11 protein-coding genes are annotated in these 12,714 nt (G+C 71.9%); 4 read left to right on the top strand and 7 right to left on the bottom strand.

Annotated features, from left to right (window positions below):
- Positions 1-80 precede the first annotated feature (80 nt).
- Together O3X23_RS18135 and O3X23_RS18130 are read left to right on the top strand one after the other, a co-directional pair.
- Positions 81-2,567, top strand: coding sequence for a glycoside hydrolase family 3 protein (locus O3X23_RS18135; protein ID WP_269272453.1), 2,487 nt, complete (start codon positions 81-83; stop codon positions 2,565-2,567).
- 101 nt (positions 2,568-2,668) lie between these two features.
- Entirely contained in the window at positions 2,669-3,490 is an 822-nt protein-coding gene (locus O3X23_RS18130) for an EI24 domain-containing protein (RefSeq protein WP_269272452.1), read from the top strand.
- A gap of 63 nt (positions 3,491-3,553) precedes the next feature.
- Here O3X23_RS18130 and O3X23_RS18125 read toward each other — a convergent pair whose 3' ends face one another.
- Positions 3,554-5,053 (bottom strand): MFS transporter, encoded by a 1,500-nt coding sequence (locus O3X23_RS18125; RefSeq protein WP_269272451.1) that lies wholly within the window; start codon positions 5,051-5,053, stop codon positions 3,554-3,556.
- Positions 5,054-5,132: 79 nt separating this feature from the next.
- Positions 5,133-6,011, bottom strand: coding sequence for an SGNH/GDSL hydrolase family protein (locus O3X23_RS18120; RefSeq protein WP_269272450.1), 879 nt, complete (start codon positions 6,009-6,011; stop codon positions 5,133-5,135).
- Between the two features lie 257 nt (positions 6,012-6,268).
- Between O3X23_RS18120 and O3X23_RS18115 the strand changes: the two genes are divergently transcribed.
- Together O3X23_RS18115 and O3X23_RS18110 are read left to right on the top strand one after the other, a co-directional pair.
- Positions 6,269-6,763, top strand: coding sequence for a DUF3145 domain-containing protein (locus O3X23_RS18115; protein ID WP_269272449.1), 495 nt, complete (start codon positions 6,269-6,271; stop codon positions 6,761-6,763).
- 64 nt (positions 6,764-6,827) lie between these two features.
- Positions 6,828-7,703, top strand: coding sequence for an NAD(P)-dependent oxidoreductase (locus O3X23_RS18110; RefSeq protein ID WP_269272448.1), 876 nt, complete (start codon positions 6,828-6,830; stop codon positions 7,701-7,703).
- 82 nt (positions 7,704-7,785) lie between these two features.
- Here O3X23_RS18110 and O3X23_RS18105 read toward each other — a convergent pair whose 3' ends face one another.
- The 5 genes from O3X23_RS18105 to O3X23_RS18085 form a co-directional block, all read right to left on the bottom strand.
- Positions 7,786-9,048 carry a beta-ketoacyl-[acyl-carrier-protein] synthase family protein gene (locus tag O3X23_RS18105; protein ID WP_269272447.1) on the bottom strand — a complete coding sequence of 421 codons (1,263 nt, stop codon included), beginning with the start codon at positions 9,046-9,048 and terminating at the stop codon, positions 7,786-7,788.
- Between the two features lie 60 nt (positions 9,049-9,108).
- Positions 9,109-9,357: an acyl carrier protein gene (locus O3X23_RS18100; RefSeq protein ID WP_138356760.1), complete on the bottom strand. Its 249-nt coding sequence runs from the start codon at positions 9,355-9,357 to the stop codon at positions 9,109-9,111.
- 67 nt (positions 9,358-9,424) lie between these two features.
- Positions 9,425-10,438, bottom strand: a complete 1,014-nt coding sequence (locus tag O3X23_RS18095; RefSeq protein WP_269272446.1) for a ketoacyl-ACP synthase III — start codon at positions 10,436-10,438, stop codon at positions 9,425-9,427.
- Entirely contained in the window at positions 10,435-11,409 is a 975-nt protein-coding gene (locus tag O3X23_RS18090) for an ACP S-malonyltransferase (RefSeq protein ID WP_269272445.1), read from the bottom strand. Before O3X23_RS18090 ends, O3X23_RS18095 begins: the two co-directional genes overlap by 4 nt.
- Positions 11,410-11,498: 89 nt before the next feature.
- Positions 11,499-12,713 (bottom strand): PucR family transcriptional regulator, encoded by a 1,215-nt coding sequence (locus O3X23_RS18085; protein WP_443047887.1) that lies wholly within the window; start codon positions 12,711-12,713, stop codon positions 11,499-11,501.
- Position 12,714 lies beyond the last annotated feature (1 nt).

Genomic DNA, 12,714 nt, shown 5'->3' with positions numbered 1-12,714 from the left:
ATAACTTACCCTACCGATCTACAGGTAGGTGGCGCGAGGATGGGCGCGGGACGACACCGAGGGACGACAAGGAGCAGACGATGACGGAGACCGGGCGCACGGCCATCGAGGACGCGGTGGAGACCGCGCTGGGCAAGCTGGATCCGGACGCCAAGGCGCGGCTGCTGTCCGGACAGGACATGTGGACGCTGCCCGCGCTGCCGGAGATCGGCCTCGGCTCGCTGGTGATGTCGGACGGGCCGATCGGCGTGCGCGGGGTGCGGTGGAGCGCCGACGACCCGTCGGTCGCGCTGCCCAGCCCGACCGCGCTCGCCGCGACCTGGGACCCGGAGCTGGCCCGCAGGGCCGGCAACCTGCTCGCCCAGGAGGCCCGCCGCAAGGGCGTGCACGTACTGCTGGCGCCCACGGTGAACCTGCACCGCTCCCCGCTGGGCGGACGGCACTTCGAGGCGTACTCCGAGGACCCGTACCTCACCGGGGCGATCGGCACCGGCTACGTGGCGGGCGTCCAGGCCGGCGGCGTCGCCACCACGGTCAAGCACTTCGTGGGCAACGACGCCGAGACCGAGCGCTTCACCGTCGACAACGTGATCGGTGCACGGGCGCTGCGCGAGCTGTACCTGGCGCCGTTCGAGGCCATCGTCAAGAACGCCCACCCGTGGGGCATCATGTGCGCCTACAACCGCGTCAACGGCACCACGATGAGCGAGCACCAGTACCTGCAGAACGCGGTGCTGCGCGGTGAGTGGGGCTTCGACGGCTGCGTCGTCTCCGACTGGATGGCGGCCCGCGACACCGTCGGCACCATCAACGGCGGCATGGACGTGGCGATGCCCGGCCCGCGGACCGTCTACGGCGAGGCGCTGGCCGCCGCCGTCCGCGACGGCCGCGTCGAGGAGGCCGTGGTGGACGAGGCCGTCCGCAACGTGCTGCGGCTCGCCGCCCGCGTCGGCATCCTGGAGGGCGTCCCGGCCGCCGTCGCGGCCGCGGACCGCCCGGCCGGGATCGACGGCGACGCGCTGGCCCGCGAGCTCGCCCGCCGCGCCTTCGTCCTGGTGCGCAACGAGACCGTCGCAGGCGGCGGCCGCGCCCTGCCCGTCGACGCCTCGGCCGTCCGCTCCATCGCCCTGATCGGCGCCGCGGCCCGCGACGCCCGGGTGCTCGGCGGCGGCTCCGCGCAGGTCTTCCCCGACCACGTCGTCTCCCCGCTCGACGGCCTGCGCGCCGCGCTGCCCGAGGGCTGCGCGCTCAGCTACGCGGTCGGCGCCGACCCCAGCGACGAACTCTCCGTCGCCGGCCAGGGCTTCACCCTGCGCGCGGTCGCCCGCGACGCCGAGGGCCGTGAGCTCGGCTCCGAGCGGATGCCCAACGGCATGGTGCAGTGGCTCGGCGACCTGCCGGAGGGCGTCAGCTACGACGCGGTCACCACCGTCGAGGCCACCGGTACCTTCACCCCCCGCGAGAGCGGCGCGCACGCCTTCGGCACCCGCGGTCTGGGCGGCTTCCGGCTGGTCGTCGCCGGGACCGTGCTCTTCGACGGCGAGCAGTCCGCCGACCACGCCGACCCGTTCGAGGCGTTCTTCGGCTCCCCGGTGCCGCGCGGCACGGTGGAACTCGACGAAGGCCGGACCGTCGAGGTCAGCCTCACCTACACCGTCGCGAAGTTCGCCGACGCCCCGATCCAGGCGATCGGCTTCTCCCTCGTGCACGGCGAACCGGCGCGCGACCCCGGCCAGTTGATCGAGGAGGCCGTCGCGGCGGCCGCGGCGGCCGACACGGCGATCGTGGTGGTCGCGACGACCGAGCGTGTCGAGAGCGAGGGCTTCGACCGCACCGATCTGCGGCTGCCCGGCCGCCAGGACGAACTCGTCGCCCGGGTCGCCGCCGTGAACCCGCGCACCGTCGTCATCGTGAACTCCGGCTCCCCGGTGGAGATGCCGTGGCGCGAGGACGTCGCCGCGGTGCTGCTCGGCTGGGTCCCCGGCCAGGAGGCGGGCGCCGCGCTCGCCGACGTCCTGCTCGGCGACGAGGAGCCGGGCGGGCGGCTGCCGACCACCTGGCCGGTCGCCCTGGCGGACGTGCCCGTCACCCAGGTCACCCCGCAGGACGGCACGCTCTCCTACGACGAGGGCGTCTTCATCGGCTACCGCGCCTGGGACAAGGCCGGCGCCACCCCCGCGTACGCCTTCGGCCACGGCCTCGGATACACCGACTGGGCCTACGAATCGGCCGGGTTCGAGCGCGGTGAGGGCGAGGGCGACGCGCTGGGCACGCTCACCGTCCGCGTCCGCAACACCGGCTCGCGCGCCGGACGGGAAGTCGTCCAGGTCTATCTCGCGCCCGCCTCCGACGCCGTCGAGCGGCCCGCCCGATGGCTGGCCGGCTTCGCCACGGTCCAGGCGGGACCGGGGGAGAGCGTCGAGGCCGTCGTCGAACTCCCGCGCAGGGCCGCCGAGGTGTGGGACGAGGCGGCCGGCGACTGGCTGCTGGTCCCCGGCCACTACGGGATCGAGGCCGGCCGCTCGGTCGCCGACCTCCGGGTGAGCGCCCCGCTCGACCTCCCGTGACGCCTGAGCTGAACGGGACGGGAACCCCCTGACCGGGGGCGGGGCGCCCTGACGCGCCCCGCCCCCGCACCCCGTCCGGCCGAGTCGTTAAGGTGACGCCCATGCGTGATCTCACGACCGGCGTGAAGTACTTCCTCGAAGGCCAGCGCTGGGTGGCGCGGCACCGGAGGTGGTGGGGATTCGGGCTGCTGCCCGGCCTGATCGCCCTGGTCCTCTACATCGCCGCGCTCGTCGCCCTCGGCTACTGGGCGGACGACCTGTCGGCGTGGGCGACGCCGTTCGCGGACGACTGGAACGGCTCCTTCCGGACGCTGCTGCGCGGGACGCTGACCGCGATCGTCTTCTGTGGCGGGCTGCTGCTGGCGATGATCTCCTTCACCGCCGTGGCGCTGCTGATCGGTGACCCGTTCTACGAGTCGCTGTCGGAACGCATCGAGGAGATGGAAGGCGGCGCCCCGCCCAAGCCCGACATCCCGCTCTGGCGCGAGATCCTGACCTCGATCCGGGACAGCCTCTCCGTCCTGGTGCGGGTGGTGGCCTTCGGGTTGGTGCTCTTCGCCTGCGGTTTCATCCCGGTCGTCGGCCAGACCGTCGTCCCGGTCGTGGGCTTCTGCGTCTCCGGCTTCTTCCTCACCGCCGAGCTGACCTCGGTGGCCATGCAGCGCCGTTCGATCCCGCTGCGGACCCGGCTGCGGCTGCTGCGCGGCCGGCTCCCGCTGGCCCTGGGATTCGGCGTGCCGGTGGTCCTGCTGTTCCTGGTGCCGGTCGTCGCCGTCTTCGCGATGCCGGGCGCCGTCGCGGGCGCGACGCTGCTGGTGCGTGAACTCGTCCCGGTACCGGACCCCGGTCCGGAACCCGACGAGGAAATCGACGAGAACGAAGATGATGCGACGGGTGCGGCGGGAACCCTTCCGACCTCCTAGACAGCCGTGCGTGCCGGGCGGGCTGGAGGTTCCAGCCCGCCCGGCACGTGAGGACACGGTCGTTCAGACGAGCGCGAGCTCGCGGACGGCCGTCGCGTCCTCCTCCGGCGCCGCGCCGTCCTCCTCCGCGGAGCGGACCGTCCTCGGCAGGAAGAAGCCGAGCGCGAAGGCCAGCGCGATCAGGCCCACCGTGCACAGCGCGGTCGTCCCCGCGGCGTCCAGCGCGGCGTCGATGTGCCCGGCGGGACCCGGCCGGGCGTCGCTGAGGATGTTGAAGAAGACGGTGCCGAGCACGGCGAAGCCGAGCGTCATGCCGAGCTGTTGCAGCGCCTGCAGGGTGCCGGAGGCGGAGCCGATCTCGTGGCCGTCGACGCCGTTGAGGATGATGTCGAAGAGCGGGACGAAGATCATGCCCATCCCGGCGCCGCCGACCAGCAGCGGAGCGGCGAAGTCCCAGTCCGTGATGTCCGCGCCGGCCCACTGGAAGACGCCGTAGAGGGCGAGCAGTCCGCCGCCCATCAGGAGCAGGCCGAGGTGCAGGATGCGGCGGCCGAGCCGGGCCATCATGATGCCGCCGAACGCGGAGCCGAAGAGCGCGCCCAGCGCCCAGGGCGCCGTGGTCAGGCTGGAGTGCAGGGCCGTGTAGCCGAGGCCGAGTTGCAGGAAGATGCCGAGGGTCAGGATCATGCCGCCCATGGACGCGGTGAAGGCGATGGCGAACGCGACCCCGGAGACGTAGGCCCGCTTGCGGAAGACGCTCGGCTCCACCAGCGGCGTGCGGCCGGAGCGCTTGCGCACCACCTGGTAGCGGGCGAAGACGGCCAGCACCGGCAGCGAGGCGACGAGCATCACCAGCACCCAGGTGGGCCAGCCCAGTTCACGGCCCTGCACCAGGGGGAAGACCAGCAGGAAGGCGCCGGCTCCGGCGAGCAGCACCCCGGGGAGGTCGAGCCGCGCACCGCGGGCGGTCGGAACTGCGTCGTCCGGCAGGTACTTCCAGCCCATCACGAACGCGAACGCGCCGATCGGCAGGTTGATGCCGAAGATCATGCGCCAGCCGGTGCCGAAGAGGTCCGCGTGGATCAGCACGCCGGCGATGATCGGTCCCATCACCGCGGACAGTCCCATCAGCGGGCCGAAGATGCCCCACGCCTTCTTCATCTCGGCGGCGGGGAACAGGTCCCGGGTCAACCCGAAGCCCTGCGGCAGCATCACCGCGCCGCACACCCCCTGCGCGATCCGCGCCACGATCAGCATCTCCGGGGACTGCGCTGTCGCGCACAGCATGGAGGTGAGCGTGAACCCGGCGATCCCGGCCAGCAGGACCCGCTTGCGCCCGTACATGTCGCCCAGCCGCCCGCCGGTGAGCAGCGCGACCGCCATGGCGAGGGTGTAGCCCGCCGCGATCCACTGGAGGTCGGCGTACGAGCCGCCGAGTCCGGTGCGGATCGCGGGCGCCGCCACATTGGCGACGGTCGAGTCCAGCAGGTCCATGACGCTCGCCGCGAGGACGGCGGTGTACCCGAGCCAGCGGTACCGGTGAAGTGCGTTCTTCGTGTCCATGAGCAGTACGTTACGGACCCTTGCGGTCAGCTTCTGTCCGCAAGGAAACGTTGATTCCAGGGGGAGTTGGAGCCGTTTCCTAAGGCTTGGTGAAAGCCGCGGCGTAGAGGATCCGGGCGAGCTGCGCCTGGCCCTGGGCGTTGGGGTGGAACCAGTCCCAGCTGCTCAACTCGTTCGACGTGAAGCGGTAGTCGAAGACCGCTCCGCTGTCGTGGCGGCAGTGCTCGTACTTCGCGCAGACCTCCCTGAGGACCCGGTTGTACGCCACCACCCGCGTCCGGACCGCGTCCCGCCGGGTCTGCGCGCTCCGGCTCACCGAGTCCGGGTCGCGCAGCATCGAGGGGCAGATGCCGAGCTTCCAGATCTGCTTGCCCAGCGGGTTCTCCTTGCCCACCTCCCAGAGCCGCTTGAGGTCGGGGATGCTCGCCACGAACACCTGCGACTTCGGCAGCGCGGTGTGCAGTCCGGCCATCGCCCGGGTGAAGTCGGCGCGGAAGTCGGCCACCGGCGTCATGTCGTCGACGGAGTCCCGGCAGGCGTCGTTGGAGCCCATCAGGACCGTCACCAGCGACGGCTTCTTCGCGGCGGCGGCCGCCACCTGGCCGGGCAGGTCCGACATCCGGGCGCCGCTCTCGGCGAGGTTCCAGCTGTTGGCGGCGCCGGCGGCGGCCAGCACCCGCCCGGCGATGCTGTCCACTTGGGCGCGGGTGCCGGTGACCCAGGAGACCTCGGGGCAGTCCTTCAGCAGGGAACAGGCGTCGAAACCGCGGGTGATGGAATCACCCAGCGCGGCGATCGAGGCCGGGTGCGCGTTCCACGTGCGGGTCGGCGTGGGAGCGGGTGCGCGGCTCGCGGAGGCGGACGGGCCCGGGTGCGGCGCCGCCCCCTCGCCCGAGCATCCGGCCAGCAACAGGGAGGCGGCGGCAGCGGCCAGGCAGCCGCGCAGGAACGGTCGCATCCGGTGATCCCCTCCGACGAGTGGGTGACATCTGGTTCGAGCCCGACGGTACGTCACTCCTGTAGAGACGCCGCAGGGTAGCTTTTCCCTGACAGCCGGGAGAATCGTGGGAGGTTTACATAGGCCCAGTTGGCAGAAGTTCACTCTTGTCCTGTTTGTTATCAATGGTGCAGAATATCTAATGTTGCCCCGGAAGCAGCCGGTTCGGGCGTGAGGCCGCTGGGGAAGGCGAACCTCGTCCCACACTGGAGGTACCGGTGACGACACGTGGAGTTCTGTACGTTCACTCCGCACCGCGCGCGCTGTGCCCGCACGTCGAATGGGCCGTCGCGGGCGTCCTCGGCGTGCGCGTAAGCCTCGACTGGATCCGCCAGCCCGTCTCACCGGGCACCTGGCGGGCCGAGTTCTCCTGGCAGGGGGAGCCCGGCACGGCCTCGAAGCTCGCGTCCGCCCTGCGCGGCTGGCACCTGCTGCGCTTCGAAGTCACGGCCGAACCCTGCGCGGCCGCCGAAGGGGAGAGATACAGCTGCACCCCCGAACTCGGCATCTTCCACGCCGTCACGGGCATGCACGGCGACATCCTCATCCCCGAGGACCGGCTGCGCGCCGCGCTTCAGCGCGCCCGTACCGGTGAGGCCGATCTGGAGACCGAGGTCGCCAGACTGCTCGGCAAACCGTGGGACGACGAGCTCGAACCGTTCCGCTACGCGGGCGAGGGCGCGCCGGTGCGCTGGCTGCACCAGGTCGTCTGACGTCCGCTCACGCCGCTGCCCGCGCCCTTGCCGCGGGTCCCGTCGCGGGGACTAACGTGCCGGTATGGACGACACACTTTCCGTAGCGGTGCTCGGCACCGGCCTCATGGGCGCGGGCATGGCGCGCAACCTCGCCGGCGCCGGGTTCGCCGTGCGCGCCTGGAACCGCACCCTCGCCCGTGCCGAGCCGCTGGCCGCCGACGGCGTGCACGTGACCGGCGACGTGGTCGAGGCGGTCCGCGGCGCGGACGCCGTCGTCACCATGCTGCTCGACGGCCCGTCCGTGCTGCGGACGATGCGCGAGGCGTCCCCCGGGCTGCGCGAGGGGGTGGTGTGGACCCAGATGTGCACCGTCGGCCCGGACGCCCTGGCACCGCTGGCGGCGCTGGCCCGCGAACGCGGCGCGCACTTCGTCGACGCGCCGGTGCTCGGCACCCGGTCGGCGGCGGAGGCGGGCCAGTTGACGGTGCTGGCCGCCGGCCCCGAAGCCGCCCGGCCGGTGGCCGACCGGGTCTTCGACGCCGTCGGGCGCAAGGCGCTGTGGCTGGGTGACGACGGCGGACGGGGAACGGCGAGCAGCATCAAGCTCGTTCTCAACAGCTGGGTCCTGGCCGTCACCAACGGAGCTGCCGAGGCCATGGCGCTGGCCGGGGGCCTCGGCGTGGACCCGCAGCACTTCTTCGAGGCGCTCGACGGCGGCCCGCTCGACCTGCCCTACCTGCACCTGAAGTCCGAGGCGATCCTCAACGGCGACTTCGCACCGAACTTCACGGTCGACGGCGCGCTCAAGGACGCCCGCCTCATCGTCGCCGCGGGTGAGGCCCACGGCCTGCGCCTGGACATCGCCGCCGCCGGCGCGGAGCGCTTCAGCCGCGCGGCCGGCCTGGGCCACGGCGGCGAGGACATGGCGGCCACGTACTTCGCGAGCTTCGACACGTAACGGCCGGGCCCGGCCGGCACGCGCGAACGGCCCGCCCCCCGGTCGTCGAACCGAGGAGCGGGCCGTTGTGGCGCGGGGTGCGTCAGACGGTGCGGAACGCCAGGACGACGTTGTGGCCGCCGAAGCCGAACGAGTTGTTGAGGGCGATGACCGGGCCCTCCGGCAGCGGCTTCGCCTCGGTGGAGACCAGCTTCGCGTCGACCTCGTCGTCCAGATCGGTGATGTTGATGGTCGGCGGGGCGAGGCGGTGGTGGAGCGCGAGCACGGTGGCGACGGACTCGATGCCGCCCGCGCCGCCGAGCAGGTGCCCGGTCATCGACTTCGTGGCGGAGATCGCGATGTGCTCCAGCTCGTGGCCCAGCACCTTGGCGAGCGCCTTGACCTCGGCGACGTCACCCTGCGGGGTCGAGGTGGCGTGCGCGTTCAGGTGCGCGATCTCGGAGGTGTCCAGACCGGTGGAGGCGATCAGGTGCTCCAGCGCGGCGGAGATGCCGCGGCCGGTCGGCTCGGGCTGGGCGATGTGGTGGCTGTCCGCGGACAGGCCCTGGCCCAGCGCCTCGCAGTAGACCTTGGCGCCGCGCCGCTCGGCGTGCTCCGCCGACTCCAGGACGATGACGCCCGCGCCCTCACCGAGGACGAAGCCGTCACGGCCCTTGTCGTACGGGCGCGAAGCGCCCTGTGGGTCGTCGTTGTTCTTCGACATCGCCATCATGTTGGCGAAGGCGACGATCGGCAGCGGGTGGATGGCCGCCTCGGTGCCGCCCGCGACGACCACGTCGGCGCGGCCGGTGCGGATCATCTCGATGGCGTAGCCGACCGCCTCGGCGCCGGAGGCGCACGCGCTCACCAACGAGTGAACGCCGGCCCGCGCGTTGACCTCGAGGCCGACGTTGGCGGACGGGCTGTTCGGCATGAGCATGGGAACGGTGTGCGGGGATACCTTGCGGACGCCCTGCTCCTTGAGCACGTCGTACTGGCCCAGCAGCGTCGTGACGCCGCCGATGCCGGAGGCGACGACGGTGCCGAGCCGGTCCGGGTCGATCGAGGAGTCCTCGCCGGCCTTGGCGGTGAAGCCGGCGTCGGCCCACGCCTCACGGGCCGCGATCACGGCGAACTGCGCCGAGCGGTCCAGCTTGCGCAGCAGCGGGCGCGGCAGGATCTCCGAGGGTTCGACGGCGATCTGACCGGCGATGCGGACGGGCAGCTCAGCGGCCCAGTCCTGCTCCAGGGCGCTGATGCCGGACCGTCCGGCGACCAGGCCTTCCCAGGTCGACGCGCTGTCGCCACCCAGCGGTGTGGTTGCGCCGATACCGGTGACGACCACGGTGCGATTGGTCGAGTTCACAGGAATTGTCTCTCCACGTATAGAAGGGCGGGCGACAGACGCGTCGTCCCAGGGGGTGTGTCAGGCCTGGTTCTTGAGGATGTAGTCGACGGCGTCGCCGACGGTCTTCAGGTCCTTGACGGCGTCGTCCGGGATCTTGGTCTCGAAACGCTCTTCAGCGGCCACGACGACCTCGACCATGGACAGGGAGTCGACGTCCAGGTCGTCGGTGAAGGACTTCTCCGTCTGGACGTCCTCGACCGGGATGCCGGCGATCTCGTTCACGATCTCGGCGAGGCCTTCGAGGATCTCTGCCTGGGTGGCGGCCATTACGGCGCTCCTTATGTGTTGCGGGGGGTGCGGCGTGCGGGACTGCGGCGCCGCGAAGGGTTTGTGACTAGGGGAGAGTAACCACAGTTGCGGCGTACACGAGACCCGCCCCGAAGCCGATGAGCAGGGCGGTGTCGCCGCTCTTGGCCTGGCCGGTGGCCAGCAGCCGCTCCATCGCCAGCGGGATGGAGGCCGACGAGGTGTTGCCGGTGGTCTCGATGTCGCGGGCGATCGCGACGTGTTCCGGCAGCTTCAGCGCCTTGATCATCGAGTCGATGATGCGCATGTTCGCCTGGTGCGGGATGAAGACGTCGAGCTCCTGCGCGGTGATGCCCGCCGCGTCCAGCGCCTGCTGGGCCACCTTGGCCATCTCGAACACCGCCCAGCGGAAGACCGTCTGGCCCTCCTGGCGCAGCGCCGGGAACTTCCCCGTCTCCGGCTGGCCGCCCTCGCGGAAGACCTCCCACGAGTCGGTCTGGGCGATCACGTCGGACTTGTCGCCCTCCGAACCCCAGACCGCGGGGCCGATGGCGGGCACGTCGGACGGGCCGACGACGACCGCGCCGGCGCCGTCACCGAACAGGAAGGCGGTCGCCCGGTCGGTCAGGTCGGTCAGGTCGCTCAGCCGCTCGACCCCGATGACCAGCACGTTCTCGGCGCTGCCGTCGGTGACCATGCCCTTGGCGAGGGTCAGCCCGTAGGCGAAGCCGGCGCAGGCCGCGGAGATGTCGAACGCGGCGGCCTTGCCCGCGCCGAGCCGGAACGCGATCTCCGTCGCGATGGCCGGGGTCTGCTTGAAGTGTGAGACGGTCGCGACGACCACGGCGCCGATGTCGTCGGCCGTCAGGCCGGCGTCCGCGAGCGCCTTGCCGGACGCCTCGAGGGACATCTCGGCGACGGTCTCCGTCTCGTTCGCCCAGTGGCGCGTCGAGATGCCGGAGCGGGAGCGGATCCACTCGTCGCTGGAGTCGATGGTCTCCAGGATCACCTCGTTGGGGACCACCCGGGTCGGCCGGTAGCCGCCGACCCCGCGAATGCGCGCGTAGGGGGCACCCTGGCTGGGCTTGATCTTCGCCGTCATGTCTGGGATGACTCCTTGTCGGCCGCGGGATGGGTGAGCGCCGGGTCGCCGTGCTCGGCGACGATCGCGCGAGCCGCTTCGAGGTCGTCCGGGGTCTTCAGCGCGAGCGTCTTGACGCCCGGCAGCGCGCGCTTGGCCAGGCCGACCAGCGTGCCGGCCGGTGCCATCTCGATGATCGCGGTGACGCCGAGGTCCTTGAACGTCTCCATGCACAGGTCCCAGCGGACCGGGTTGGACACCTGCTGGACCAGCCGTCGGACGATCTCGTCGCCACTGCCGACGACCTGGCCGTCGGCGTTCGACACGTAGCGGATGCCCGGATCCCGCACGGTCACGCCGGGCACCAGCGCCTCCAGCGTGGACACCGCCGGAGCCATGTGGCGGGTGTGGAACGCGCCGGCCACCTTCAGGGCGATGACCCGGGCCTTCTCGGGCTTGTCCGCAGCCAGCGCGGCCAGCTGCTCCGCGGTGCCGGCGGCGACGATCTGCCCGCCGCCGTTGATGTTCGCCGGGGTCAGACCGAGCTTCTCCAGGTGCGCGAGGACCTCGTCCGGGTCCCCGCCGAGCACCGCGGACATGCCGGTGGTGGTGACGGCCGCGGCCTCGGCCATGGCCAGCCCGCGCTGCCGCACGAGCGCCATCGCCGCCTCCGCGGTGATCACTCCGGCACCGGCGGCGGCGGTGATCTCACCGACGCTGTGTCCGGCGACCGCGCCGACCGCGCGCCGGCCGTCGGACGGGTGCGGGAAGAGCGACAGGGCCGAGACCAGTCCGGCGGCCACCAGCAGCGGCTGCGCCACGGCGGTGTCGCGGATCTCGTCCGCGTCGGCCTTCGTGCCGTAGTGGACAAGGTCGAGCCCGGCCACCGCGGACCACCAGTGAAGGCGGTCTGCGACACCGGGGAGGTCGAGCCAAGGAGTCAGGAAGCCGGGCGTCTGGGCACCCTGGCCGGGAGCGACGAGTACGAGCACGTAAACACTCTCTCTCGCGGGTGGGTCTCACCGCCCGTGGGGACAGGGACGAAGAACTGCGGGACGATTTGTTGGTGTCCCACAAAAACTCAATGTGATTGATCGGCGGCGGACAGTCGTCCCAGGATGAGGGCGATGCGGAGCGTGAACGCCGACCGTACGTCGGAGGGTGACCATCCGGTGACATCCGTCACACGTCGCAGCCGGTAGCGGACGGTGTTTGGGTGAACGAACAACATGCGCGCCGCCCCTTCGAGCGACGAGGCCTGCTCGAGGTAGACACTCAGCGTTTCGAGGAGCGCGGAGCCCGCTTCCTCCAACGGTCTGTAGATCTCCTCCACCAACTGCTCCCGGGCGTACCGGTCGCCGGCCATCGCGCGCTCGGGCAGCAGATCGTCGGAGACGACCGGCCGGGGCGCGTCGGGCCAGGCGGCGCACGCCTTGAGACCGGCCGCCGCGGCCTGCGCGGAACGGGTGGCGGACAGCAGGTCCCCGACGACCGGGCCGGCCACCACGGGGCCCGCGGCGAACGGGGCGATCAGTGCCTTCGCGACCTTGATCGGCTCGCCCTCACCGCCGGCGACCACGACCAGCCGCTCACCGAGCACCCCGGTCAGCACCTGCAGTTTCGCGTGCCGCGCGGCCCGCCGGATGGCTTCCACCGTCAGCTCGCTGTCGCCGTTCGGCGCGGTCCCCAGCACCACCACGATCTTGTCGGGCGAGCTCCAGCCCAGCGCCGCCGCGCGCGACAGCACGCCCTCGTCCGCCTCGCCGGACAGCACCGCGTTCACGACCAGCGACTCCAGGCGCGCGTCCCACGCGCCCCGGGCCTCCGCGGCCTGCGCGTACACCTGGGCGGTGGCGAACGCGATCTCCCGGGCGTAGACCAGCAGCGCCTCGCGCAGCACGGACTCGTCGCCGGGCGCCGCCACCTCGTCGATGGCCGACTCCATGACCTCGATGGTGGTCCGCACCATCTCCACGGTCTGCCGCAGGGAGATCGCCCGGGTCAGCTCCCTGGGAGCGGTCCCGAACACGTCCGTGCTGATCGCCTGCGGCGCCTCGGGGTGCCGGAACCACTCGGTGAAGGCCGCGATGCCCGCCTGCGCCACCAGTCCGATCCAGGAACGGTTCTCCGGCGGCATCGCCCGGTACCACGGCAGCTGCTCATCCATTCGGGCGATGGCGTTCGCCGCGAGCCGGCCGGACGACTTCTCCAGTCGGCGCAGCGTCGCGGCGTGCTCAGCGCGGACGGGCTTTTTCGGGGGCTGCGGAGTGTCGGGCACGGGACAAGACTGCCTTATC

The organism is Streptomyces sp. H39-S7, from assembly GCF_027158205.1.
Taxonomy (GTDB): Bacteria; Actinomycetota; Actinomycetes; order Streptomycetales; family Streptomycetaceae; genus Actinacidiphila.
Note: the sequence above shows the minus strand (reverse complement) of the source record. Positions and strands in the feature narration are given on the sequence as shown.

What these genes read in the sequence shown, in the direction of transcription:
- O3X23_RS18135 (WP_269272453.1), top strand. Translation starts at nt 81, where the DNA reads ATGACGGAGACCGGGCGCACGGCCATCGAGGACGCGGTGGAGACCGCG.
- O3X23_RS18130 (WP_269272452.1), top strand. Translation starts at nt 2,669, where the DNA reads ATGCGTGATCTCACGACCGGCGTGAAGTACTTCCTCGAAGGCCAGCGC.
- O3X23_RS18125 (WP_269272451.1), bottom strand. Translation starts at nt 5,053, where the DNA reads ATGGACACGAAGAACGCACTTCACCGGTACCGCTGGCTCGGGTACACC.
- O3X23_RS18120 (WP_269272450.1), bottom strand. Translation starts at nt 6,011, where the DNA reads ATGCGACCGTTCCTGCGCGGCTGCCTGGCCGCTGCCGCCGCCTCCCTG.
- O3X23_RS18110 (WP_269272448.1), top strand. Translation starts at nt 6,828, where the DNA reads ATGGACGACACACTTTCCGTAGCGGTGCTCGGCACCGGCCTCATGGGC.
- O3X23_RS18100 (WP_138356760.1), bottom strand. Translation starts at nt 9,357, where the DNA reads ATGGCCGCCACCCAGGCAGAGATCCTCGAAGGCCTCGCCGAGATCGTG.
- O3X23_RS18095 (WP_269272446.1), bottom strand. Translation starts at nt 10,438, where the DNA reads ATGACGGCGAAGATCAAGCCCAGCCAGGGTGCCCCCTACGCGCGCATT.